Annotated in this window: 16 protein-coding genes and 1 pseudogene; all 17 read left to right on the top strand. The window is 42.3% G+C overall.

Annotated features, from left to right (window positions below):
- The first annotated feature begins 46 nt into the window (after positions 1-46).
- A complete protein-coding gene (locus tag H569_RS0102770; protein WP_027363724.1) occupies positions 47-1,726 on the top strand; it encodes an AMP-binding protein in 1,680 nt (559 codons plus the stop codon).
- Between the two features lie 256 nt (positions 1,727-1,982).
- Positions 1,983-3,519: pseudogene (locus H569_RS19010) on the top strand (AMP-binding protein).
- Between the two features lie 419 nt (positions 3,520-3,938).
- The gene (locus tag H569_RS0102760; protein WP_027363723.1) at positions 3,939-5,078 is read left to right on the top strand and encodes an acyl-CoA dehydrogenase; all 1,140 of its coding nucleotides are present in this window, start codon (positions 3,939-3,941) and stop codon (positions 5,076-5,078) included.
- A gap of 152 nt (positions 5,079-5,230) precedes the next feature.
- Positions 5,231-6,001 (top strand): electron transfer flavoprotein subunit beta/FixA family protein, encoded by a 771-nt coding sequence (locus H569_RS0102750; RefSeq protein WP_027363722.1) that lies wholly within the window; start codon positions 5,231-5,233, stop codon positions 5,999-6,001.
- Positions 6,002-6,042: 41 nt separating this feature from the next.
- The gene (locus tag H569_RS0102745; RefSeq protein ID WP_027363721.1) at positions 6,043-7,020 is read left to right on the top strand and encodes an electron transfer flavoprotein subunit alpha/FixB family protein; all 978 of its coding nucleotides are present in this window, start codon (positions 6,043-6,045) and stop codon (positions 7,018-7,020) included.
- Between the two features lie 185 nt (positions 7,021-7,205).
- Entirely contained in the window at positions 7,206-8,387 is a 1,182-nt protein-coding gene (locus H569_RS0102740) for an acetyl-CoA C-acetyltransferase (protein WP_027363720.1), read from the top strand.
- Positions 8,388-8,408: 21 nt separating this feature from the next.
- Positions 8,409-9,257 (top strand): 3-hydroxybutyryl-CoA dehydrogenase, encoded by an 849-nt coding sequence (locus H569_RS0102735; RefSeq protein WP_027363719.1) that lies wholly within the window; start codon positions 8,409-8,411, stop codon positions 9,255-9,257.
- A gap of 29 nt (positions 9,258-9,286) precedes the next feature.
- On the top strand, positions 9,287-10,069 hold the full coding sequence (locus H569_RS0102730; protein ID WP_027363718.1) for an enoyl-CoA hydratase-related protein: 783 nt from the start codon (positions 9,287-9,289) through the stop codon (positions 10,067-10,069).
- A 357-nt stretch (positions 10,070-10,426) separates the two neighbouring features.
- The gene (miaB, locus tag H569_RS0102725) at positions 10,427-11,770 is read left to right on the top strand and encodes a tRNA (N6-isopentenyl adenosine(37)-C2)-methylthiotransferase MiaB (RefSeq protein ID WP_027363717.1); all 1,344 of its coding nucleotides are present in this window, start codon (positions 10,427-10,429) and stop codon (positions 11,768-11,770) included.
- Positions 11,771-11,786: 16 nt separating this feature from the next.
- On the top strand, positions 11,787-12,167 hold the full coding sequence (locus H569_RS0102720) for a YlbF family regulator (protein ID WP_027363716.1): 381 nt from the start codon (positions 11,787-11,789) through the stop codon (positions 12,165-12,167).
- Between the two features lie 92 nt (positions 12,168-12,259).
- The gene (mutS, locus tag H569_RS0102715; RefSeq protein WP_051273186.1) at positions 12,260-14,887 is read left to right on the top strand and encodes a DNA mismatch repair protein MutS; all 2,628 of its coding nucleotides are present in this window, start codon (positions 12,260-12,262) and stop codon (positions 14,885-14,887) included.
- 39 nt (positions 14,888-14,926) lie between these two features.
- The gene (locus tag H569_RS0102710; RefSeq protein ID WP_027363714.1) at positions 14,927-16,609 is read left to right on the top strand and encodes a hydantoinase/oxoprolinase family protein; all 1,683 of its coding nucleotides are present in this window, start codon (positions 14,927-14,929) and stop codon (positions 16,607-16,609) included.
- Positions 16,609-17,961, top strand: coding sequence for a histone deacetylase family protein (locus tag H569_RS0102705; RefSeq protein WP_027363713.1), 1,353 nt, complete (start codon positions 16,609-16,611; stop codon positions 17,959-17,961). Before H569_RS0102710 ends, H569_RS0102705 begins: the two co-directional genes overlap by 1 nt.
- Positions 17,962-17,969: 8 nt before the next feature.
- Positions 17,970-19,841: a DNA mismatch repair endonuclease MutL gene (gene mutL, locus H569_RS0102700; protein ID WP_027363712.1), complete on the top strand. Its 1,872-nt coding sequence runs from the start codon at positions 17,970-17,972 to the stop codon at positions 19,839-19,841.
- 186 nt (positions 19,842-20,027) lie between these two features.
- Positions 20,028-20,669 carry a class I SAM-dependent methyltransferase gene (locus H569_RS0102695; protein WP_157833450.1) on the top strand — a complete coding sequence of 214 codons (642 nt, stop codon included), beginning with the start codon at positions 20,028-20,030 and terminating at the stop codon, positions 20,667-20,669.
- 10 nt (positions 20,670-20,679) lie between these two features.
- A complete protein-coding gene (miaA, locus tag H569_RS0102690) occupies positions 20,680-21,654 on the top strand; it encodes a tRNA (adenosine(37)-N6)-dimethylallyltransferase MiaA (protein WP_027363710.1) in 975 nt (324 codons plus the stop codon).
- A gap of 17 nt (positions 21,655-21,671) precedes the next feature.
- The gene (gene hfq / locus H569_RS0102685) at positions 21,672-21,914 is read left to right on the top strand and encodes an RNA chaperone Hfq (protein WP_027363709.1); all 243 of its coding nucleotides are present in this window, start codon (positions 21,672-21,674) and stop codon (positions 21,912-21,914) included.
- Positions 21,915-21,932 lie beyond the last annotated feature (18 nt).

The following is a 21,932-nucleotide window of genomic DNA, read 5'->3' as shown; positions in this document are numbered from 1 at the left end:
TAAACAGACAGATTATTCTAAATAAAATAATTAAAGGGGGTTATTTATGAAAGCGCCAGATTATGAAATAGGGAAAGTTACTATTGGTCAACTGGTAAATTTAATGGCAGATAATCTTGGAAATATGCCGGCTTTGATGTATCCTCAAAAAGAAATCAATTTAAATTACAAACAATTTAGAGATGTTTGCAATCAGGTTGCAAAGGGTTTCATGGCTTTGGGTATCCAAAAAGGTGAAAATATATCGATCTGGGCGAACAACGTTCCGGAATGGGTTTATGCCCAGTTCGGCAGTGCCAAAATGGGTGCCGTGCTGGTTACGGTTAATACAAATTATCGCTCTTTTGAGCTTGAATATTTATTAAAACAATCGGACTCCACCACAATTATTCTTGTTAACGGTGTAAAACAACCAAATGAATATGTTGATATAATGTATGAGCTATGCCCCGAACTGAAAAGCTGTGAACCGGGTCAGTTAAAATCGGCAAAATTGCCCAAGTTAAAAAATGTTATTTACATTGGCAGTGATAAGTTGCCCGGAATGTATAACTGGGATGATCTGGCGGAGTTGGGCAAGGCAATTAAGGATGAAGAATTATTTGCCAGGGAATTGTCTTTACATCCCGACGATGTTATCAATATGCAGTATACTTCAGGCACTACAGGTTTTCCTAAGGGTGTTATGCTTACACACACTAATATCATTGGCAACGCGCACAGCCAGGCGGAATGTCTTAATTTCACCCCAAGTGACTGCCTTTGCATACCTGTACCGTTTTTCCATTGTTTCGGCTGCGTAATGGGTACACTGCTTTGCGTTGTTTCAGGGGCAACTATGGCACCGGTGGAATCTTTTAATGCAAAAGCGGTATTAAATACAATTCAGGAGTGCAAGTGTACGGCGGTTCATGGAGTGCCTACCATGTTTATAGCTGAATTGGAGGAAATGGCAAATAATAGTTATGATACCTCTACTTTGCGTACGGGGATTATGGCAGGCGCCCCTTGCCCCATCGAAGTTATGAAGGCAGTAGTTAACAAAATGGGGGCAAAAGAGATTTGCATTACATACGGCCAAACGGAATCCTCTCCGGGTATTACTATGACCAGAACATCCGACCCCATTGAACTAAGGGTTAGTACTGTGGGCAGGGCTTTACCCAATGTTGAAGTTAAAATTGTTAACCCGGAAACAGGGGAGGAGCTGCCTCCTGGCGTCCAGGGAGAACTGTGCACCAAGGGATACCATGTCATGAAAGGGTACTACAATATGCCCGAAGCAACTGCCCAGGCGATTGACAGCGATCAATGGCTGCATACAGGAGATCTGGCTGTTATGGATGAAAACGGATATTGCAAGATAACCGGCAGGCTAAAGGACATGATTATACGCGGTGGTGAAAATATCTATCCGCGTGAGATTGAAGAATTTTTGTACACCCATCCGAAAATTAAAGATGTGCAAGTGGTTGGTATTCCAAGCAGAAAATACGGTGAAGAAGTAATTGCTTTTATTCAAATTAAACCTGGTGAAACACTTAATGAGGATGAAATTAAGGAATTTTGTCAGGGTAAAATTGCAAGGCATAAAATTCCAGCGTTTATAAAGTTTGTCAACGAGTACCCTACTACAGCCAGTGGTAAAATTCAAAAATATAAACTGCGTGATATAGCAATTAAGGAACTTGGAAGGGAAGCGGATGCTGAAATTGAAACAGCCTAATGGATTTTGTGTCAACATATAAACAATTGTTTACACTTAAATGTTTTTTGATTACTACTTAATCTGTTTAAAATTAAAGGTACTTAATGTAAACAACAGCTTTGTATTAGGGCATAAAACGGTTTCTGCGAAAATCCATGTTTGCGCTAATTGCTGGCTAAAGTCATTTTTCTGAATAGTGGCTAATATTTTGCAATAGAGACTATAGTGAAAATAGAGAATATAAATTCTCGGTATTTATTAAAGGAGGATAATCATGGGACAAACTCATAACATGCTAGATTATGATAAGACTTATGCGGAGTTTAAGTGGGATGTACCGGAATATTACAATTTCGCCAGGGATGTTCTGGATAAGTGGGCACAGGACCCGGACAAACTTGCTATCTGGTGGGTTGATGATAATGATAATGAAGTAAAGCAGACATATGCCGGTTTGTGTCAAAGGTCCCGCAAATTATGTAACGTTCTGGCTGAACAAGGGGTCAAAAAGGGTGACGTTGTTGTCGTAGTTATGCCAAGGTTACTTGAGTGGTGGGAAATCAATGTTGCCTGCCTGCGGATGGGCGCTGTAATAAGCCCTGGTACCACTCAATTAACGGCTAAAGATTTGAAGTACCGGTTTGAATCTTCTGAAGCGGTTTGCGTAATAACCGACGAAGATATTGCCCCAAAAGTGGACGAGGTGCGCAATGAGTGTCTAAATCTAAAAAGCTTCATTTTGGTTGGTTCCCAACGGGAGGGTTGGAATAATTACGAAGATCTTGTAAGTGGAGCCTCGGATCAGTTTGAAGCTGCGAATACACGCTTCGATGATAACGCTATTTTATACTTTACCTCCGGGACTACAGGTTATCCTAAAATGACTTTACACACTCAGGCCAGCTATGGAATTGGTCACCAAATTACCGGTAAATACTGGCTTGATTTAACTCCGGATGATTTGCACTGGAACCTTTCCGATACAGGCTGGGCAAAAGCTGCTTGGAGTAGTTTTTTTGGACCTTTTAATTGCGGTGCTGCGTTGTTTGTTCACCACACTCCACGGTTTGATGTAAAGAAAACGCTGGCCAATTTAGAGAAATATCCTGTAACAACTCTTTGTGGTCCTCCTACGGCATATCGCATGTTTGTCCTGGAAGATTTGTCCAAGTATCAATTTAAGTCCCTGCGTCATGTTGTTGCCGCCGGCGAGCCACTTAACCCAGAGATTATTGATACTTGGGAAAAATTCACTGGTTTGAAAATCAGGGATGGTTATGGCCAAACAGAAACTGTATGTATATGCGGTTCGTTCCCGTGCTTGGAAGTAAGAGCCGGTTCTATGGGCAAACCGTCTCCCGGCTTTGTAATTGAAGTTATTGACGATGAAGGTAATATTCTTCCCAGAGGTCAGGAAGGCGATATCGCCATTAAAGTAGTACCTGAAAGGCCGGTTGGATTATTTAAGGAATACTGGAAAAACCCTGATAAAACAGCATCATCTTACAGGGGCGACTGGTATATCACCGGCGATCGTGCCATTAAAGATGAGGATGGCTATTTATGGTTCGTTGGCCGCGCTGACGATGTAATTCTCGCCTCCGGTTACCGTATCGGGCCTTTTGAAGTTGAAAGCGCACTGATCGAACACCCGGCTGTTGCTGAGTCAGCCGTCGTGTCCAGCCCGGATGAAGTTCGGGGTGAAGTGGTCGCGTAAAATTGAATTTGTTGAAAGTCTCCCCAAAACAATCAGTGGTAAGATTCGCCGTATTGAGCTTCGCGAAAAAGAATGGGCGCAGGTGAAAAAATAAACGACATTACCCCCAAAAGCTGCTGTTTTAGAGAACAGCAGCTTTTTGTTTGCCTGAAATTTTTTGCAAATTAAATTTTTTAACTAAAAAACTATTGACGATAACCTTAAGTTGAAATAATTTAATAATAGAAACTGACTGAACGTTCAATCAGTTTTAGGGTGGTTGTTGTGGCAAATAAAATATCAAAGGGGTGATGCCCCGTACACTTGTCCATTATTGTAGACATATAAACAATTTAGATAGGTTCCCGCATTATACAGGCGAGTTTTCGCCGCTTTTAAAAACTTATTCCACTGTCCAATGAATTACTGGGAGGTTGGTATGTTTTTTGCAAAATCAGTATGTTAAAATTAATGGGGATGTTTGACTTGTTTTTGGAATTATGCAGCCCCACCAACTAAAAGGAGGAGTAAGTTTTGATTTTTAAATTATCGGAAGAGCAGGAAATGATTCGCAAAACAGTGCGGGATTTTGCGGAAAAAGAAGTTGCTCCCAAAGCGGGACCGATGGATGAGGCCGAGGAATTTGATTATTCTTTGTGGGACCAGATGGCCGAAATGGGTCTTACCGGTATTCCATTTCCGGAGGAATACGGTGGAGCCGGGATGGACAATCTTTGTTATGCAATAGCTGTTGAAGAATTATCCAGGGTATGTGCATCTACAGGCGTATTGATTTCGGCCCATACTTCTTTGTGTTCATGGCCGATTTATTATTTTGGAACAGAGGAGCAAAAGCACAAATATCTTGATCCCCTTGCAAATGGCGAAAAAATTGGAGCACTTGGTTTAACTGAACCTTCAGCGGGATCTGATGCCGGCTCTGTAAAAACAACGGCTGTCCTCGACGGTGATGAATATGTTTTAAATGGTAGTAAAATTTTTATTACCAACGGGGAAAAGGCTGATATATATGTTGTTATAGCCTCCACGGATAAAACCAAAGGAAGCAAAGGAACTGCTGCATTTATCGTAGAAAAAGGAACACCTGGATTTACCTTTGGTAAAAAAGAACACAAAATGGGGATCAGGGCTTCTTCAACTTATGAACTGGTATTTGAAAACTGCCGGGTGCCAAAGGAAAACATGCTTGGGGAAGACGGCAAAGGATTTAAAATTGCTTTAATGACGCTGGATGGCGGAAGAATAGGAATTGCCTCCCAGGCTTTGGGAATTGCTCAAGGAGCATTTGACGAGGCAGTAAAATACAGCAAGATTAGGGAACAATTTGGCAAATCAATAAGTTCCTTCCAGGGTATTCAGTGGATGTTGGCAGACATGGCCACCCGTATTGATGCCGCCAGGCTCCTTGTTTATCGTGCAGCTTATTTGAAAGATAGTGGTCAGCCTTATAGCAAAGAATCAGCTATGGCTAAATTATACGCATCAGAATGTGCAATGTGGGTAACAACCAAGGCTGTGCAGATATTTGGTGGTTATGGTTATACCAGAGAATACCCGGTGGAACGTATGATGCGCGACGCAAAAATAACAGAGATTTATGAAGGCACCAGTGAAGTGCAACGCATTGTCATAGCGGCTAATATTTTAAAATAAAATAATGCCCGCCTGTGTTTCTATGGACAGGCATGGTTTTTTTCATGGATAAAGTTTCTAATTCGCCATTACCCACCCAAATTTCCCGGGCTGAATTTACCAAGGAAGCCTTTAAGTTAAATCTATTATAATTACAGCAAAGGAGGAAGCATATGAAAATCCTAGTTTGCCTTAAACAAACGTTTGACACGGAAGCTAAGATTACACTGGACAGCAACGGTAAAATTGAAAGCAAAGGGGTTAGTATGATTATGAACCCCTATGATGAGTTTGCTGTTGAAGAAGCTTTACGTATTAAAGAAAAAGGAGAAGGCGAAGTAACCGTAATAAGCGTAGGTGGCCAGCAAACCCAGGATGCGCTAAGGCAGGCGCTGGCGATGGGCGCTGATAAAGCAGTACTGGTTGATCCCGGTGAAATTGAACTGGATGAATTTTCAACTGCAACAGTACTTGCAAAGACAATCGGCGGCATGGAATATGATATTATTTTAGGTGGCTTTAGGGCCATTGATGACGGCTCCGCTCAGGTAGTCGGCAGGGTAGCCGAATTATTGAATATCCCGGTGGTAAATGTTGTCACCAAGTTGGAGATTGAGGGCGGAAAAGCTCTTGCTACCCGGGAAGTTGAAGGCGGTAGCGAGGTAATTGAGGTGGCATTGCCGGCTGCTTTCACGGCACAAAAAGGCCTCAATGAACCACGTTATCCTTCTATGAAAGGTATTATGAAGGCCAAGAAAAAACCTATGGATAAAAAGACGCTGGCTGATGTTGGTTTGGATGAAAACCAAATTGCTGCTAAAGTGAAGGCACTTTCCTTCTCGCTGCCGGAAGCGCGTCAGGCGGGCAAAGTTATTCCCGGTGAAGCTGCAGAAGCTGCCAAAGAACTTGCCAGGCTCTTGCGTGAAGAAGCAAAAGTTATCTAAGCAAAAATAATTTTCATATTTGAAGGAGGGAATAGATAATTATGGCTAAAGGCATTTGGGTATTTGCCGAACAGCGTGAAGGACAAGTTAAAAAAGTTTCTTTTGAATTGCTTAGTGAGGGACGTAAAGTCGCCGATCAACTCGGTGAAGAATTGTGTGCAGTTCTGGTTGGGAAAAACGTTTCTGATTTGACTGAAGCTGTTAGTGCATACGGCCCTGATAAAATTTATGTTATTGATAACGATGCGCTTGAAAACTATACCACAGACGGTTACACTAATGCGGTTTCCGATCTGGTTAAAAAATATGAACCCAGTGTGTTATTGTTTGGCTGCACAGTTACGGGCCGTGATTTATCGGCACAGGTTGCCCAGCGTTTTCAAACCGGATTAATGACGGATTGCACGGGAATGGAAGTTGTAGACGGACAATTAGTTTTTACCCGGCCGATTTACGCCGGTAAGGCTATTGTCAAGGCTTCCTGTCCGGAAGCTCGCCCCGCAATGGCAACTATCCGTCCGAACACCTTCGCTGCGGTGGAAAATGCTAAGCAGGCTGAAGTAATTAATGTTGAGTACGGTGCCGGTGACATTCGTCAAGTAATTAAAGATATAATTCGCCAGGTATCAGAGCGTCCTGAACTGACCGAGGCCAATATAATTGTAAGTGGCGGCCGGGGTATGAAAGGGCCGGAAAACTTTAAGCTGCTTGAAGATTTAGCCGATGTACTGGGTGCTGCCGTTGGTGCTTCCAGGGCGGCAGTTGATGCCGGTTGGGTATCTCATAGCTTCCAGGTTGGTCAGACTGGTAAAACAGTATCACCTGTGCTTTATATTGCCTGCGGTATTTCAGGAGCCATCCAGCACCTTGCTGGTATGAGCTCTGCCAAGTGCATCGTTGCCATTAATAAAGATGAAGAGGCCAATATCTTTAAGGTAGCCGATTATGGCATCGTTGGTGACTTGTTTGAAGTGGTGCCCATTTTAACTGAAGAGTTAAAGAAAATTATGGCTAGCTAAAACGAAATAATATGATTGGAGTGCGGCGATTGCCGCACTCCAATCATATTAATAAGCTTGTCAAATATAAGAAACTACATTAATGCCGGTAGAAACGACAAATTGATAATAACGTTTTTAACGTGTGGTGCTTGGAGGGAAAGTATTGCTTGTTATTAGCATTTATTTATTAAGGGGGAATTTTTGTGCGTGAAGCCGTTATCGTCAGTTCAGTACGTACTGCAGTGGGTAAATACGGCGGTTCATTGACGGCTATTCCTGCAGCTCAACTGGGAGCCAAGGTTATTGCCGAGGCTCTGCGCAGGGCCGCTTTGGAACCAGGTCAAGTAGAAGAAGTTATCATGGGTAACGTTTTGCAGGCGGGATTGGGACAGAACCCTGCTCGCCAAGCATCTATAATGGCCGGCCTTCCCCATGAAGTTCCGGCCTGGACTTTAAATAAGGTTTGTGGATCAGGGCTGAAGACAGTTGGTTTAGCGGCCCAACTGGTAGCCGCAGGCGAAGCTGACGTCATAGTTGCCGGAGGCTTTGAAAATATGTCGGCAGCTCCTTACCTGATTGAAAAAGGCCGCTGGGGCTATAGAATGGGTGATTCCAAACTTGTAGATGCTATGATTCGGGACGGTTTATGGTGTGCATTTAATGATGTACATATGGGGATAACAGCTGAAAATATAGCAGAGAAATATGGAATTACCCGTGAAGAGCAAGATATTTTTGCGGCCGGCAGCCAGCAGAAGGCTGTTGCGGCAATTGATGAAGGGCGTTTTAAAGAAGAGATATTGCCCATTGAAATGCCGTCTAAAAAGGGTGAGCCGGTGTACTTTGACACGGATGAATTTCCTCGCCGCGGCACAACAGTAGAGGTACTGGCCAAATTGAAGCCTGCCTTTAAAAAAGACGGTACGGTTACTGCCGGCAATGCTTCCGGCATCAATGACGCTGCAGCGGCAGTAGTTGTAATGTCGGCTGGCAAAGCAAAAGAACTGGGACTAAAACCTCTTTTTACAATAAGGGCTGCTGCTTCAGCCGGTGTTGACCCGGCTTATATGGGATTAGGCCCTATTCCTGCCACTAAAAAGGCGCTGGCCAAGGCGGGGCTGACAGTGGCGGATTTAAACCTGATAGAGGCTAATGAGGCATTTGCTGCCCAGGCCCTGGCGGTAGTGAAACAGCTGGAACTTCCGGCCGAGATAACAAATGTTAATGGTGGCGCAATTGCAATTGGTCACCCAATCGGCTGCAGCGGCACCAGGATCCTTGTAACGCTGCTGCATGAGATGAAACGCCGCAACAGTAAATACGGTTTGGCCACCCTTTGCATTGGCGGAGGACAGGGGACAGCCTTAATAGTTGAAAATATATAAATAAAAATGGAGGGGTAACAGGTGAAAGTTAAAAAGATTATGGTTATTGGGGCTGGCCAAATGGGCTCCGGTATTGCTCAGGTAGCGGCAGTGGCAGGTATTCAGGTAGTACTTAATGATATTAAAGAAGAGTTTGTAAGCCGTGGCCTGGGTATCATTGAAAAAAATTTAAGCCGCGATGTTAGTAAAGGGCGCATTGATGAGGCTAAAAAAGAAAGTATTTTGAAATTAATCACTCCTTCAACCAGTTTGCAGGATGCAGGTGATGTAGATTTTGTAGTAGAAGCAGCAATTGAAAACATGGAAATTAAAGGCAAAATATTTAAAGATTTGGACAATGTTTGCCCTGAACATACCATTTTAGCCACTAATACTTCTTCACTTCCTATCACTGAAATTGCGGCAGTGACAAAACGCCCGGAAAAAGTCATCGGCATGCATTTTATGAATCCGGTTCCGGTTATGAAACTGGTGGAAATTATTAGGGGTCTGGCTACCAGTGACGAAACATACAACATTGTCAAGGAACTGAGCGAACAAATGGGCAAGGTTCCGGTAGAAGTAAACGACGCTCCTGGATTTGTCAGTAACCGTGTGTTGCTGCCGATGATTAATGAGGCGATTTATTGCGTTTATGAGGGCATTGCGACACCCGAGGCAGTCGACCAGGTTATGAAATTAGGCATGAACCATCCAATGGGTCCCCTGGCTTTGGCCGATTTGATTGGTCTTGATACTTGCCTTTATATTATGGAAGTGCTTTATAAGGGGTTTGGTGACAGTAAATATCGCCCGTGTCCTCTGCTTCGTAAATACGTTGCCGCTGGCTGGCTTGGTAGAAAGTCCGGCAGAGGGTTTTACGTTTATTAGTTCTAGTAGCAAACTTTAGGAGGGATATCATGTCTTTTGAAAATATTTTGCTTGAAAAAGACGGTAATATCGCCATCTTGTCCATAAACAGGCCCAAGGTGCTTAACGCGTTGAACGGCGACACTTTAAAGGAAATTGATGCGGCTGTGGACCAGCTGAGTGCAGACGATGAAGTTAGAGTCGTAATTATAACCGGCGCGGGTGATAAAGCTTTTGTTGCCGGTGCCGACATCGCTTTCATGCAGACTTTGAAGCCGCTTGAAGCAAGGAGCTTTGCCCGCCTGGGCCAAAAAGTCTTCAGTAAAATAGAAAACTTAAACAAACCCGTCATTGCTGCCATCAATGGTTTTGCTTTGGGTGGTGGCTGTGAACTTTCTATGGCCTGTGATATTCGCGTTGCTTCAGAAAACGCCAAATTGGGACAGCCCGAGGTAGGGTTGGGCATTATTGCAGGTTTTGGTGGAACACAAAGACTAACCAGGTTAGTGAATCCCGGCATGGCCAAGGAAATATTATTCACGGCTGATATGTATGATGCTGCTGCCGCTCAGCGCATTGGGCTGGTCAACCACGTCGTTCCCGCGGCTGAGCTAATTGATTTTTGTAAAAACATGGCCAAGCGGATAGCTGCCCGTGGTCCCATAGCGGTGCAATTAAGCAAAGAGGCTGTCAACGAAGGACTGGAAATGGATATTGAAAAAGCATTCATTCATGAAGCAGATTTATTTGCCGTTTCGTTTGCGACAGAAGACAGGAATGAGGGAATTAGCGCATTCCTGAGCAAAAAGAAACCTGAATTTAAAGGACGATAATTTTTCTAAATACACCGGGCAAATGCCCGGTTTTTCCTTTATTGGTGGGTCTCCGCTGCTGTTCCGGTTAAACCTGCGAATTTCCAGCCAGTAGTTGCGCAGGTGTTATACCGCTATCACAATAATGTTAAACAAAAATTCAAACATATATGCTTTAGTGGTTTTGGGATCAAGATAGGCGCAGCCTTTTTAGGGTGGCGTTCTCTTCCTGCAAAACTGCTATCATTCTTTTATACCGTTCGACCTCTGTGTCTTCTAGCGTAGCGATGGTTATAAAGTCAAGGAAGACGATTTGTTTCTATTATATATATGCGCTATAATTAAGGAGATTTTTGGTTGAATGGAGCGAAACTTTAAATGAGTACGGAAAATAACAAGAATAAAAAGTATCTCACTATTACCTTCGGTTGTCAAATGAATGAGCATGATTCCGAACAAATTGCAGGTATTCTTGAAAACAATGGCTATAATCCCGCGTATGATCTAAACGAAGCAGATTTAATAATTATTAATACGTGTTGTGTCAGAGAAACTGCTGAAAACAAGGTGTACGGCTTATTGGGCAGGCTGGGAAAAATTAAAAAGACCAAACCCGATTTAATTATTGGTGTTGGTGGTTGCATGAGCCAGCAGGAGCATGTTGCTAAGCGGCTTAAACAAAGGTTTCCCTATGTTGACGTTGTTTTTGGCACCTTTAATTTACATACACTGGGGGATTTGCTGGCAAAGGCACGGGAAACAAAACAGCAGGTTATTGATATCTGGCATGAAGCCGGAATGGAAGAATGTATTTTACCAGTTAAAAGGGTGCCGGGTATTAGGGCGTGGGTAAATATAACGCTAGGCTGCAATAATTTTTGCACTTACTGTATTGTACCATACGTCAGGGGTAGGGAAAGAAGTAGAAGTCCTGAATCTATTATTAAGGAAATTAATGAACTGGGGCAAGAAGGTTACAAAGATATTACATTACTTGGCCAAAATGTAAATTCGTACGGCAAGGATTTAAAAGAAGGCATTGACTTTGCGGACTTGCTAACAAAAGTCAACTCAATTGACGGCATTTACAGAATTCGTTACATGACATCACATCCAAGAGACTTTAATGACAAGCTTATAACTACGATTACTGGCTTATCAAAAGTATGTGAACATATTCATTTACCAGTGCAGGCAGGCAGTAACAGAATTCTTAAAAAAATGAACCGTGGTTACACGCGTGAAGATTACTTTGATCTGATAGAAAAAATTAGGGTGGCGATACCTGATGTCTCATTAACTACAGATGTGATGGTAGGTTTTCCAGGTGAAACTGAAGCGGATTTTAGAGATACTTATGAGTTGATGCAAGAAATAAAATTTGACAGCGCTTTTACTTTTGTTTATAACAAAAGGGAGGGGACACCCGCAGCCAGGATGGAGGAGCAAGTACCTGATGAAGTCAAAAGTGAACGAATCCAAAAAATTATAGAGTTGCAGAATAAGATAACTTTAGAAAATAACAAGTCAGATGTAGGTAAGGTGCTGGAATGCCTGGTTGAGGGTCCTAGTAAAACAAATTCCGAACTAATGAGCGCCAGAACCAGAACCAATAAGATAGTAGTTTTTAGAGGCGGAAATAACGTAATAGGAAAAGTAGTGCCTTTGAAGATTACCGGTTGCAGTTTGACACATCTAGAAGGGGAGAATTATGCCCTTTAAATAAAGGAGGTATAAAATGTCTATTTTGGAGAAAGCCTATGAACTTGGGCTAGAAATTTCTAATTCAAAAGAACTGGCAGAGATGAAAAATGCGGAGATGGCAATGATGCAGGATGATGATGCCCAGCAAATAATTAAGGAGTTTAACGAAAAACAAAAATTGTATCTGGATATTCAAAGAAAAGGTGAACAGCTTTCCGAAAGCCAAAAGGAAGATGTGGAAGGTCTGGAGAAGAAAATGCTGGACAACCCTTTGATTTATAATTTTTTTGCGGCCCAGCAGAATTTTGAAAAAGTCTTAGAAGAGATTAATAATATAATAGCCAAGGCAATTTCCGGTAATGGTCAATCCTGCTCCGACGATTGCTGTTCAAGCTGCAGCGGTTGCGGTAATTAAGCAACAAATAACCCGGCCATCGGTCGGGTTTAGTTGTTTTAAACGCTGTGTTATAATGACTCCAGGAGGGAGCATTCGTGGGATTTACCCCAATGATTCAGCAATATTTGCAGATAAAGCAGCAGTATAAAGACAGCATATTATTTTTTCGTATGGGTGATTTTTATGAAATGTTTTTCGAGGATGCCGTTAGTGCCTCTAAAATCCTGGAAATCACCCTTACGGCAAGAGATGGCGGCGCCGGGAAAAAAGTCCCCATGTGCGGTGTGCCTCACCATGCCGCGGAAAACTACATTGCTCGACTCATAAGTAAAGGTTGTAAGGTGGCCATCTGTGAGCAAGTAGAAGACCCCAGGGAGGTTAAGGGACTTGTTAAAAGAGAGGTTATCAGGGTAATTACTCCCGGAACTGTTATAGAAGGGCAATGTTTGGAGGACAAACACAATAATTATTTGGCATCTGTTTTATATGAAAACGGGTCTTTGGGATTGGCTTATACCGATGTATCCACCGGCTTATTTATGTTGACGGAATACACCGGTGAAAATGCTGTGTCTGAAATATTGGATGAAATTTTTAGATTGCAGCCGTCTGAATTTTTAGTTCCTAGCAGTGGCTCTAGTTTCATAGAAAAATACTTGGGTCAAAACAAAAACGCCATTATTACTACAATTAATGATGAACTTTATAAGTATGAGAGTTGCCTAGCACTAATAAAAGCTCAATTTGGAGCTAATTGGGGTAGTAATGAGGAATCTGTCAATCTTAAACTGGGGGTCCGTGCCGCAGGTGCTATCCTGTTTTATTTGCAGGAGACCCAAAAAAGGACTTTACAGCAATTAGCTGCTCCCAAAGTATATTTTTCTAGCCAGTATCTAAAAATTGATTGTTCTTCGCGCCGCAACCTTGAATTAACCAAATCGATTAAGGATGGCACACGATGGGGAACACTTATTTGGGTGCTTGATTATACCAGTACAGCCATGGGGGGCAGGTTATTAAAACTTTGGATTGAACAGCCGCTGGTAAACGTAAAAGAAATTAATACGCGCCTTGATGCTGTAGAGGAATTGTTACAGAATCTTTTATTACGCAAAAAAATTAAGGATTTTCTAAAAGATGTCTATGATCTTGAACGGCTTGCCAGTAAAGTTTCATATGGTACAGCCAATGCCAGGGATATGCTCGCCTTAAAAAAATCCTTTTCTTTACTTCCTGCAATAAAGATGGCTCTATCCAACTGTGTAACTGAACTATTGGTTAAACTGGCAAAGTCCATGGACGAAATGAAAGATTTAATGGATGTATTAAGTCAGGCAATTGCTGATGAACCTCCGGTTTCCGTAAGGGATGGGGGCATTATTCGGGATGGATACCACCCTGAAGTTGACCGGCTGAGGGAAGCCAGCCGCAACGGTAAAGATTGGTTGGCCAGAATAGAGTCGGAAGAACGTGAAAAAACAGGTATTAGAACCTTGAAAGTTGGTTATAACAAGGTCTTTGGGTATTATTTAGAAGTTACTAAATCCAACCTTGACCTGGTACCTGAATATTATACCAGGCGGCAAACTCTTGTAAACGCTGAAAGATATATTACACCTCAGCTCAAAGAGTATGAAGAATTAATTATGGGGGCCGAAGATCGCCTAACCCAATTGGAATATGATTTATTTTCCGAACTGAGACAAAAAGTTTGTAAAGAAGTTCCCAGGATCCAGCAACTGGCAAATATATTGGCGGTGTTGGATGTGCTTATTTCTCTGGCAGAAGCTGCTCAAAATTTAAATTATGTTCGGCCTTTGGTTAATAAAAGCAATAGAATTATTATCAATGAAGGACGGCACCCGGTAGTAGAACGGGTTATGGACCCCGGTGGTTTTGTGCCTAATGAAACGATATTGGATCAGCAACACAGATTGATTTTGTTGACAGGACCGAACATGGCCGGAAAGAGCACATATATGCGTCAGGTAGCTTTAATCACACTAATGGCTCAGGCCGGAAGTTTTGTTCCTGCCAGTAGTGCGGAAATCGGTATAGTTGACCAAATATTTACCCGCATTGGCGCGGCTGACGACTTAGCAGGCGGCCGTAGCACATTTATGGTTGAAATGAGTGAATGTACTGAAATTGTTAAGAAAGCTACCCCGTTAAGCCTAATAATTATGGATGAAGTAGGAAGGGGCACAAGCACTTACGATGGGATAAGTATTGCAAGGGCGCTGGTTGAATACATAAATAATGCAATTAAAGCCAGGACACTGTTTTCAACTCATTACCACGAACTGACAGATCTTGAAGAGCTGCCAGGGATATGTAATTATACCATTGATGTTAGGGAAAAAGATGAAGAAATTATTTTTTTACGCAAAGTGTTGCCTGGCAAAGTAGATAGAAGTTATGGAATTCAGGTTGCTAAGCTGGCCGGACTGCCGGAATCCATATTAAACAGAGCAAAAAATTTTCTTATTGAGCTTGAAAAGAAAAAAACGAATATTAGCAGTGAATTAGATCCGGTTTTTTTTGCTGAACAGGAAAAAAAAGTTTGCGAAAATTGTCTTTCCAAGGCTATATCCGGCGAATTATCCCAGATTGATCCAGCAAGAATAACACCAATTGAAGCATTGAATCTGTTAGCCTTGTGGAAGGAAAAATTAGATCATCAGAGTGGGATAGAAAACAAGTTATTGAAGGATATTAATATCTTCCCGAAGAAATAAACTATTTATTAATGCTTAATTGGGTCTGGGGGTGAGTTGATGTATATCGGTATCGATGTTGGGGGGACCTGCACTGATGCTGTATTGCTGGATAATGGATTAGTACGGGCAACCGCAAAGGTGCCCACCGGCAGCAATGATATACTTACATCTCTGCTAAATGCGCTGGATCAAATTATGAAAGGTGTTCCTGCCGAATTAATTGACCGGGTGGTTTTTAGCACAACATTAATAACTAATTTTATCGTGGAGAGAAAATATGACCCGGTAGGCCTTATTTTAATCCCCGGACCAGGATTGAGCCATGTTCACTACCGGTACAAAACCGATACCTATATAATCTCCGGTGCCATAGATTACAGGGGACGGGAGATTATGCCATTACGATTCGATGAGATAGAAAACGCTGTAGTGGATTTGCTAAATAAAGATTATAAGAAGGTAGCAGTGGTAGGAAAATTTTCAGTACGTAATAATAAGCATGAAATTGAGGTTGCGGAAGTACTTAAAAAGTATTGTCCTGAATGTCATGTTGAGATGGGACATCAAGTGTCGGGACGATTGAGTTTTCCGCGGCGTGTCGTCTCTACTATGTTGACTTGCGCTACCAGGGATAAGTATTCTTATTTTATGGATTCGGTTAAAGAAGCAATGGCTAGGCGCGGTATCACCGGTTCAGTTTTTATACTTAAAGCTGATGGTGGCACGATGCCACTTGGTAAAGAAACATGTGTCCCCATAGAAACAATTTTCAGTGGCCCCGCAGCCAGCACCCTTGGTGTTCAGGCATTAATTCCCCCTGGGGAGACTTCGGTAGTTGTTGATATCGGTGGTACCACCACCGATTTGGCCCTTATATTAAGCGGCCAGCCGCTGCTTGCAGCCAGGGGGGCTACTGTTTACGACCAGCTGACTCAAGTGCGTGCGCTAGCGGTTAAATCCGTACCCGTGGGCGGTGACAGCATAGTTGAGCGGGTTGGCAAAGAGATTGTCGTTTACTCCGAAAGATTGGGTGCGCCATTTTGCCTTGGCGGGCCAATGCCCACACCCACTGATGCACTGCGGGTGCTCGGCCTGACAAGCGTTGGAAATGAAGATAAGGCGCGGGAAGCGATGGAATCTTTAGGAAAACCGCTGGGGATGAGCTGTTATGATGTGGCCAATCACATTACCAACCTGGTTATTGATATAATTATCAAGGAAATTGATGCAATGTTCCTACAATGGGAGCAGGAGCCTGCATATAGAGTTTGGGAGGTATTACAAAAAAGAAAAGAACGCCCCCGAATAGTTGTTGGAGTTGGTGGCGGTGCAGCAGGTTTTATCACTAAAATAGCGGCTAAAATAGGCTGTTACCCGGTAATTCCACCATATGCTCCAGTAGCCAACGCCATCGGTGCAGCTGTGGCCTTACCGACTTTACAGGTTAGTTTAAGAGCAGATACTGAACAGGGCTATTATACCATCGAAGAAGAGGGTTTTCAGGGTCAAATTGCCAAAGAGCGTTTTACTGAAGAGGACGCCTTGACTCTGGCTAATGACTGGATTAAAAAACGGGCGAAAAAGTACGGGCTTACAATGAATATTGAAAAAACCGAAGTGACCCGTAGGGATGTTTTTACTATGGTGCGTAATTGGGTGACCACCGGTAGAATATATGATATTTGTGTGCAAACTCCAAGGGGCATAATGGGACATATCGGGTCAAGGGGTGATTTTTAATGGAAAAAACCGGTCTAATATTTTTCCCTGCGTTCGATTGGGCCATATCACCAACTCACCCTGAAAGGGAAGAAAGGTTGTTGTATACCCGTGACCAAATATTTGAAGAAGGTGTAATGGATTTACCCCAAATCAAAGAGTTTGCGCCGCGACTGGCAACCTTGCACGATATTGCCAGGACACATTTTTGTGTGCCGCGGGTACAAAGCCAGGTAACTGAGGCCCATCTTATCGCTGCTGGTTCCACTTTACAAATGGGAGATAGTTTAATTAGCAAAGAAATTAAAAATGGATTTGCTTTAGTGCGTCCTCCCGGTCATCACGCCATGCGTGTGGTTCATGGGAACCGTGGATTTTGCAGTATCAATAACGAAGCCATTTTGGTTGAGTATCTGCGACGGCGTCACGGGATAAAAAAAGTTGCCATTGTGGACTCAGATGCCCACCACGGTGATGGAACGCAGGATATTTTTTACCATGACCCCGATGTATTATTTATATCTTTCCACCAGGATGGTAGAACTATTTTTCCCGGAACCGGTTTTACCCATGAATTAGGAGGACCGGGGGCTTACGCCAAGACGTTGAACGTACCACTGCCGCCGGGTACATCTGATGAGACCTTTCTATACGTTGTAGATAATTTAATCTTACCGGTTCTGAACGATTTCAAACCGGATATAATTATCAACTCGGCAGGCCAGGATAACCACTATACCGACCCGCTTGGTAGTATGCGTTTTACCGCCAGGGCTTATGCCGATTTTACGAGTAAGTTAAAACCTCATCTTGCCGTTCTGGAAGGTGGTTACGCTATTGAATCAGCTTTGCCTTATGTTAATCTGGCCATAATATTAGCATTGGCAGGCGAAGATTATTCATACGTAATGGAACCCGACTACTGGCCGGGTAGGTTTCAAGAGAGCCAGGATAGACTGGCACAAGTTAAAAAAATGGTTGATAAACTCTTGGAAACTTGGGAAAACAGGGACAAAGCAGATATCCAAAAGATTTTTGGCACCGGCAAATACTATCAGAAGAAGAAGTTTATATATTATGATACCGATTATATAGAAGAAGAGCAATTTGAAAAGGTTCGTGTTTGCCCGGACTGCCCGGGTTATATTATTATTGAATCCCGTGGCGACAGGGGGTATAAACAACCGGTTAGAATTTTTGCAGTTTCAGTACCCTTTCAGGCCTGTAATGCATGCCAGAATGAAGCATATGAAATATATGACGAGGCCAAAAACAAAAAAGATTTTGATTATATATATATGCAGGATAAATCTACCGACACATGTATTTCCTTCGATAAGAAAAAGGGTCAAGAGTGGGTAACGGAAGGGTAGATATGTAAATGCCTAAAATTATTATTTTGGATGAAAACACAGCCTGTAGAATTGCTGCCGGTGAAGTCGTTGAAAGGCCTTTATCAGTGGTAAAAGAACTGGTGGAGAATTCATTGGATGCAGGTGCCGGAAACATTACTGTCTCTATAGCCGGCGGGGGATTGGAGTCCATTACAGTGGTCGATAATGGTTGTGGTATTAGCCAGGAGGATGTCCCCCTGGCTTTTCAGCGTCATGCCACCAGTAAAATAAAAACAGCGGGAGATTTATACCAGATTCAAACCCTGGGATTCAGGGGTGAAGCACTTCCGAGTATTGCCGCTGTTTCCGATCTGTTAATAAAAACAAGAATACGCGAAAACAGTGAGGGGTATTACCTAAATCTACGTGGTGGTAAGTTAATTGAAGAAGGCCCTGTCGGGTGCCAGGTGGGGACGACGGTGACTGTGCGTAAGCTGTTTTTTAACACCCCTGCCCGGTTAAAACATTTAAAATCAAAGGCGACTGAAATTGGACTAATTAACGAACTACTTTATAAAATGGCCTTAATTAACTCTGGCGTTGGTTTTATTTTAACCCATAACGGCCGCCAAATATTTCAGTCACCGGGTTCGGCCAAACTTTTGGAAACGGTTGCTGCGGTTTACGGCGTAAACGCTGCGTCCGTAATGGTACCGCTGGAATTTAAAGATAATGAGATTCAAATCGAGGGATATATTAGCAAACCGGAATTAAGCCGTAGTTCAAGACAGCAAATAACAACTGCAGTTAACGGGCGGCTGGTAAGAAGCTTTGCCATAAATTCCGCTATTGAAGAAGGCTATCGCGGGCTTTTGACCGTTGGGCGATACCCGGTGGCAGTGCTTTTGCTGCAAATGCCACCAGGCGTGCTGGACGTTAATATTCATCCTGCCAAGATGGAAATTAAAATTGAAGCGGAAGAAAAGGTTTTATCGCTAATTACTACCGCAGTACGCAGCGCTCTGCGAGAAGTCAATCTTATACCTGGATTTAGCCGGGTTGTACATGAAAAGGTAAGTTTGCCACCGTCGGAAGAACCCTACCATTTAGATATGCTTTCCATTGAAAAAACAAAGCCCGAATCACAGCAAAAATTTTCTTTGATCCCTTCTTCTAAGGAATCTGCTTATCTAAAAAAAGATGAAGGCTTAAAGAATAGCTCAAAAAATTATTTAAAACAAGACAATTTGAACATGCCAGAACAAGCCATGCAGTTCTCAACACAGGATAACGTGGAACGGCAGGTGTTTGCTGAAACAGTTTCTAATTATCTAAGCAGCAACTTTCCTGAACTGCGTGTGGTAGGTCAACTTATTAACATGTATATTATTGCCAGCAGTGATGCAGCATTGTATATTATTGATCAACATGCTGCTCATGAACGGGTTTTATTTGAAAAATATTTTAGTAATTTACAAAACGGGAATGCTGAAATCCAATATCTGCTTGCTCCCGTTAATGTAAATTTAAAATACTATGAATTAGAATTATTAGCTCAGCATAGCCAGTCACTAAAAGCGTTGGGTTTTGTTTTTGAAGAGTTTGGCAAAGACGCCGTATTACTGCGCGGTATTCCTGCAGATTGTTCCGCAGTCGAGGCCCAGCAGATTATTGCAGACATGATGGAGATATTGGTTGATACCGGGAAACTGGGAACTACCGATCTAAATTATAAACTTGCGTCTTTATTGGCATGTAAGGCGGCTATCAAAGGCGGGGAGAGTTTATCTATTCAATCCATGCAGACACTAATCAATTTGTTATCCAAGTCTAAAGAACCGTATACTTGCCCTCATGGCAGGCCAACTGTGATTTCTTTTTCACGTCAGGAACTAAATGCAATGTTTAAACGTACTTAGCGGAAGGATGCTTGGAAAGTACATATGGTTAATTCCGAAAAAAATTTTATTATTACTACGTCTTTAGGTGCGCGAGCAGACCAATATGAATTGGCAGCCCGTATAAGCAATGAAACAGGAATACCTTATGTTGCCAGGGGCAAGAAGACTATTAGTGAGCTGAAAGATAGCTGGAAACCTGACGGCATGGTTGTGGTGGAACCACTTAGGATAATTTGCATTGTTGGTGAAAGTGAATTTTTTTTTCATCCGTCGATGGCTGTAATTCGCATAAAGGAAATTAAGTCTGGAAAAAATGATCAGATGATTAATGCCATGGGTTTATGTGATGGGCAGCGCTTGCTGGATTGTACCTTGGGTCTGGCAACTGATGCAATAGTTGCCAGCTATATTTTGGGGCCGAAAGGTTTTGTTTTAGGAATTGAAAGTTCACCTCTGGTTGCCTCCATTGTTCAGATCGGACTTCAAAAAAGTTATAAAAAGACAAGTCATGATGTATTAAATGCAATGAGCCGGATTAAGGTTTTCAAAGGTGATCACAGGATTACCCTGGAGGAGCTGCCGGATAATAGTTTTGATGTAGTTTATTTTGATCCAATGTTTAGGATACCAATGTCTAAATCAAGTGGTATAAACGCTTTAAGGCCACTTGCGGACCACAGACCTATTACAAATAGGGTGCTTGATTCAGCTCTGAGAGTTGCATCAAAAAGAGTTGTTGTAAAGGAAAACAGGTGGGGCAATGAATTAGAAAAACTGGGTTTTAAGTACATTGAGGGGGGTAAAAACAGCTCCGTGAGATACGGAATTATGTTTAAGGATGGTTGAATTAATTAGGATGAAACAAATTTCCAAAATACCGCTATTGATTATAACTGGTCCAACTGCTTCAGGGAAAACATCTGTAGCCGTAAAAGTGGCAAAAAAGCTGGATGGTGAAATTATATCGGCTGATTCTATGTTGATTTACCGCTATATGAACATAGGGACCGCAAAGCCAACCCCCGAAGAAATGGAAGGAGTGCCCCATTATCTAATTGATATCGTTGATCCTGACGATAAGTTTTCGGTCCAAATCTATCAAAGACTTGCCAGGGAGGCAATCCAAAATATATATGGCAGGGGGAAAATTCCGATCTTAGCCGGTGGAACCGGTTTCTATGTTGATTCGGTAATATATAATTATGATTTTGGTTTTTCAGGGGTCGATCAGGAGTATAGAAGTTTCCTGCAACAAATAGCTGAAGAAAAGGGTAAACAAACAATACATAATATGCTTAAACAGGTTGACCCGGAAGCCGCGGAGCGCATACACCCAAATAATTTAAAACGGGTAATCAGAGCTTTGGAAATTGTTCGCCAAGCAGGTAGAACCGGTTCCATAGCCAGAAGTGATTACAAAAATGAATATGAATCATATAATATGTTACTTACCGGTTTATACTACGACCGCAACAAACTATACCAAAGAATAGAAACGCGTGTGGATCAGATGGTAGCCCGGGGCCTTGTAGAGGAGGTTTCGAATCTGTTAAAGGCCGGCTATCAAAAAGAACTTGCTTCTATGCAGGGTTTGGGCTATAAAGAAATTATAGGTTATCTACTAAACGAGTATTCGTTGGAAGAAGCGGTTATGATTTTAAAAAGAAACACACGGCGATTTGCTAAGCGACAGTTGACTTGGTTTAAACGATATAGTAATATCAATTGGATAGATATGGAGAATTATGATACAATAGATCAGACGGCGGATGATATAGTTAAGCTTTGGGATAGTACAGTTGGGGCAGAAATAAAGAAAAAAGAAAAATAGCCAACGGAGGGAGACATATGTCAAAGACCCAAATAAATTTACAGGATGCTTTTTTAAACCAGGTTAGAAAGGATAATATTCCTGTTACAATTTTTTTGATTAACGGCTTTCAATTAAAGGGAATGGTTAAAGGGTTTGATAATTTTACGGTAATCATGGAAAGTGATGGTAAGCAAATGATGGTTTATAAACATGCTATTTCCACAGTAAGCCCCATGAAACCTGTTAATACCTCTTTTTCTGAACCAAAGTTAGGTTAAGCCTTATCATACAACCCA

The organism is Desulfotruncus alcoholivorax DSM 16058 (assembly GCF_000430885.1).
In the GTDB taxonomy this organism is placed as follows: Bacteria; Bacillota; Desulfotomaculia; order Desulfotomaculales; family Desulfallaceae; genus Desulfotruncus; species Desulfotruncus alcoholivorax.
The sequence above is the reverse complement of the archived record's forward strand: the minus strand, read 5'-3'. Positions and strand labels throughout refer to the sequence as shown.

Bases quoted from the DNA above. Each gene is read 5' to 3' on its own strand.
- H569_RS0102770 (WP_027363724.1), top strand. From the start codon at position 47: ATGAAAGCGCCAGATTATGAAATAGGGAAAGTTACTATTGGTCAACTG.
- H569_RS0102750 (WP_027363722.1), top strand. From the start codon at position 5,231: ATGAAAATCCTAGTTTGCCTTAAACAAACGTTTGACACGGAAGCTAAG.
- H569_RS0102745 (WP_027363721.1), top strand. From the start codon at position 6,043: ATGGCTAAAGGCATTTGGGTATTTGCCGAACAGCGTGAAGGACAAGTT.
- H569_RS0102730 (WP_027363718.1), top strand. From the start codon at position 9,287: ATGTCTTTTGAAAATATTTTGCTTGAAAAAGACGGTAATATCGCCATC.
- miaB (WP_027363717.1), top strand. From the start codon at position 10,427: ATGAGTACGGAAAATAACAAGAATAAAAAGTATCTCACTATTACCTTC.
- H569_RS0102720 (WP_027363716.1), top strand. From the start codon at position 11,787: ATGTCTATTTTGGAGAAAGCCTATGAACTTGGGCTAGAAATTTCTAAT.
- mutS (WP_051273186.1), top strand. From the start codon at position 12,260: ATGATTCAGCAATATTTGCAGATAAAGCAGCAGTATAAAGACAGCATA.
- H569_RS0102710 (WP_027363714.1), top strand. From the start codon at position 14,927: ATGTATATCGGTATCGATGTTGGGGGGACCTGCACTGATGCTGTATTG.
- H569_RS0102705 (WP_027363713.1), top strand. From the start codon at position 16,609: ATGGAAAAAACCGGTCTAATATTTTTCCCTGCGTTCGATTGGGCCATA.
- mutL (WP_027363712.1), top strand. From the start codon at position 17,970: ATGCCTAAAATTATTATTTTGGATGAAAACACAGCCTGTAGAATTGCT.
- H569_RS0102695 (WP_157833450.1), top strand. From the start codon at position 20,028: ATGGTTGTGGTGGAACCACTTAGGATAATTTGCATTGTTGGTGAAAGT.
- miaA (WP_027363710.1), top strand. From the start codon at position 20,680: ATGAAACAAATTTCCAAAATACCGCTATTGATTATAACTGGTCCAACT.
- hfq (WP_027363709.1), top strand. From the start codon at position 21,672: ATGTCAAAGACCCAAATAAATTTACAGGATGCTTTTTTAAACCAGGTT.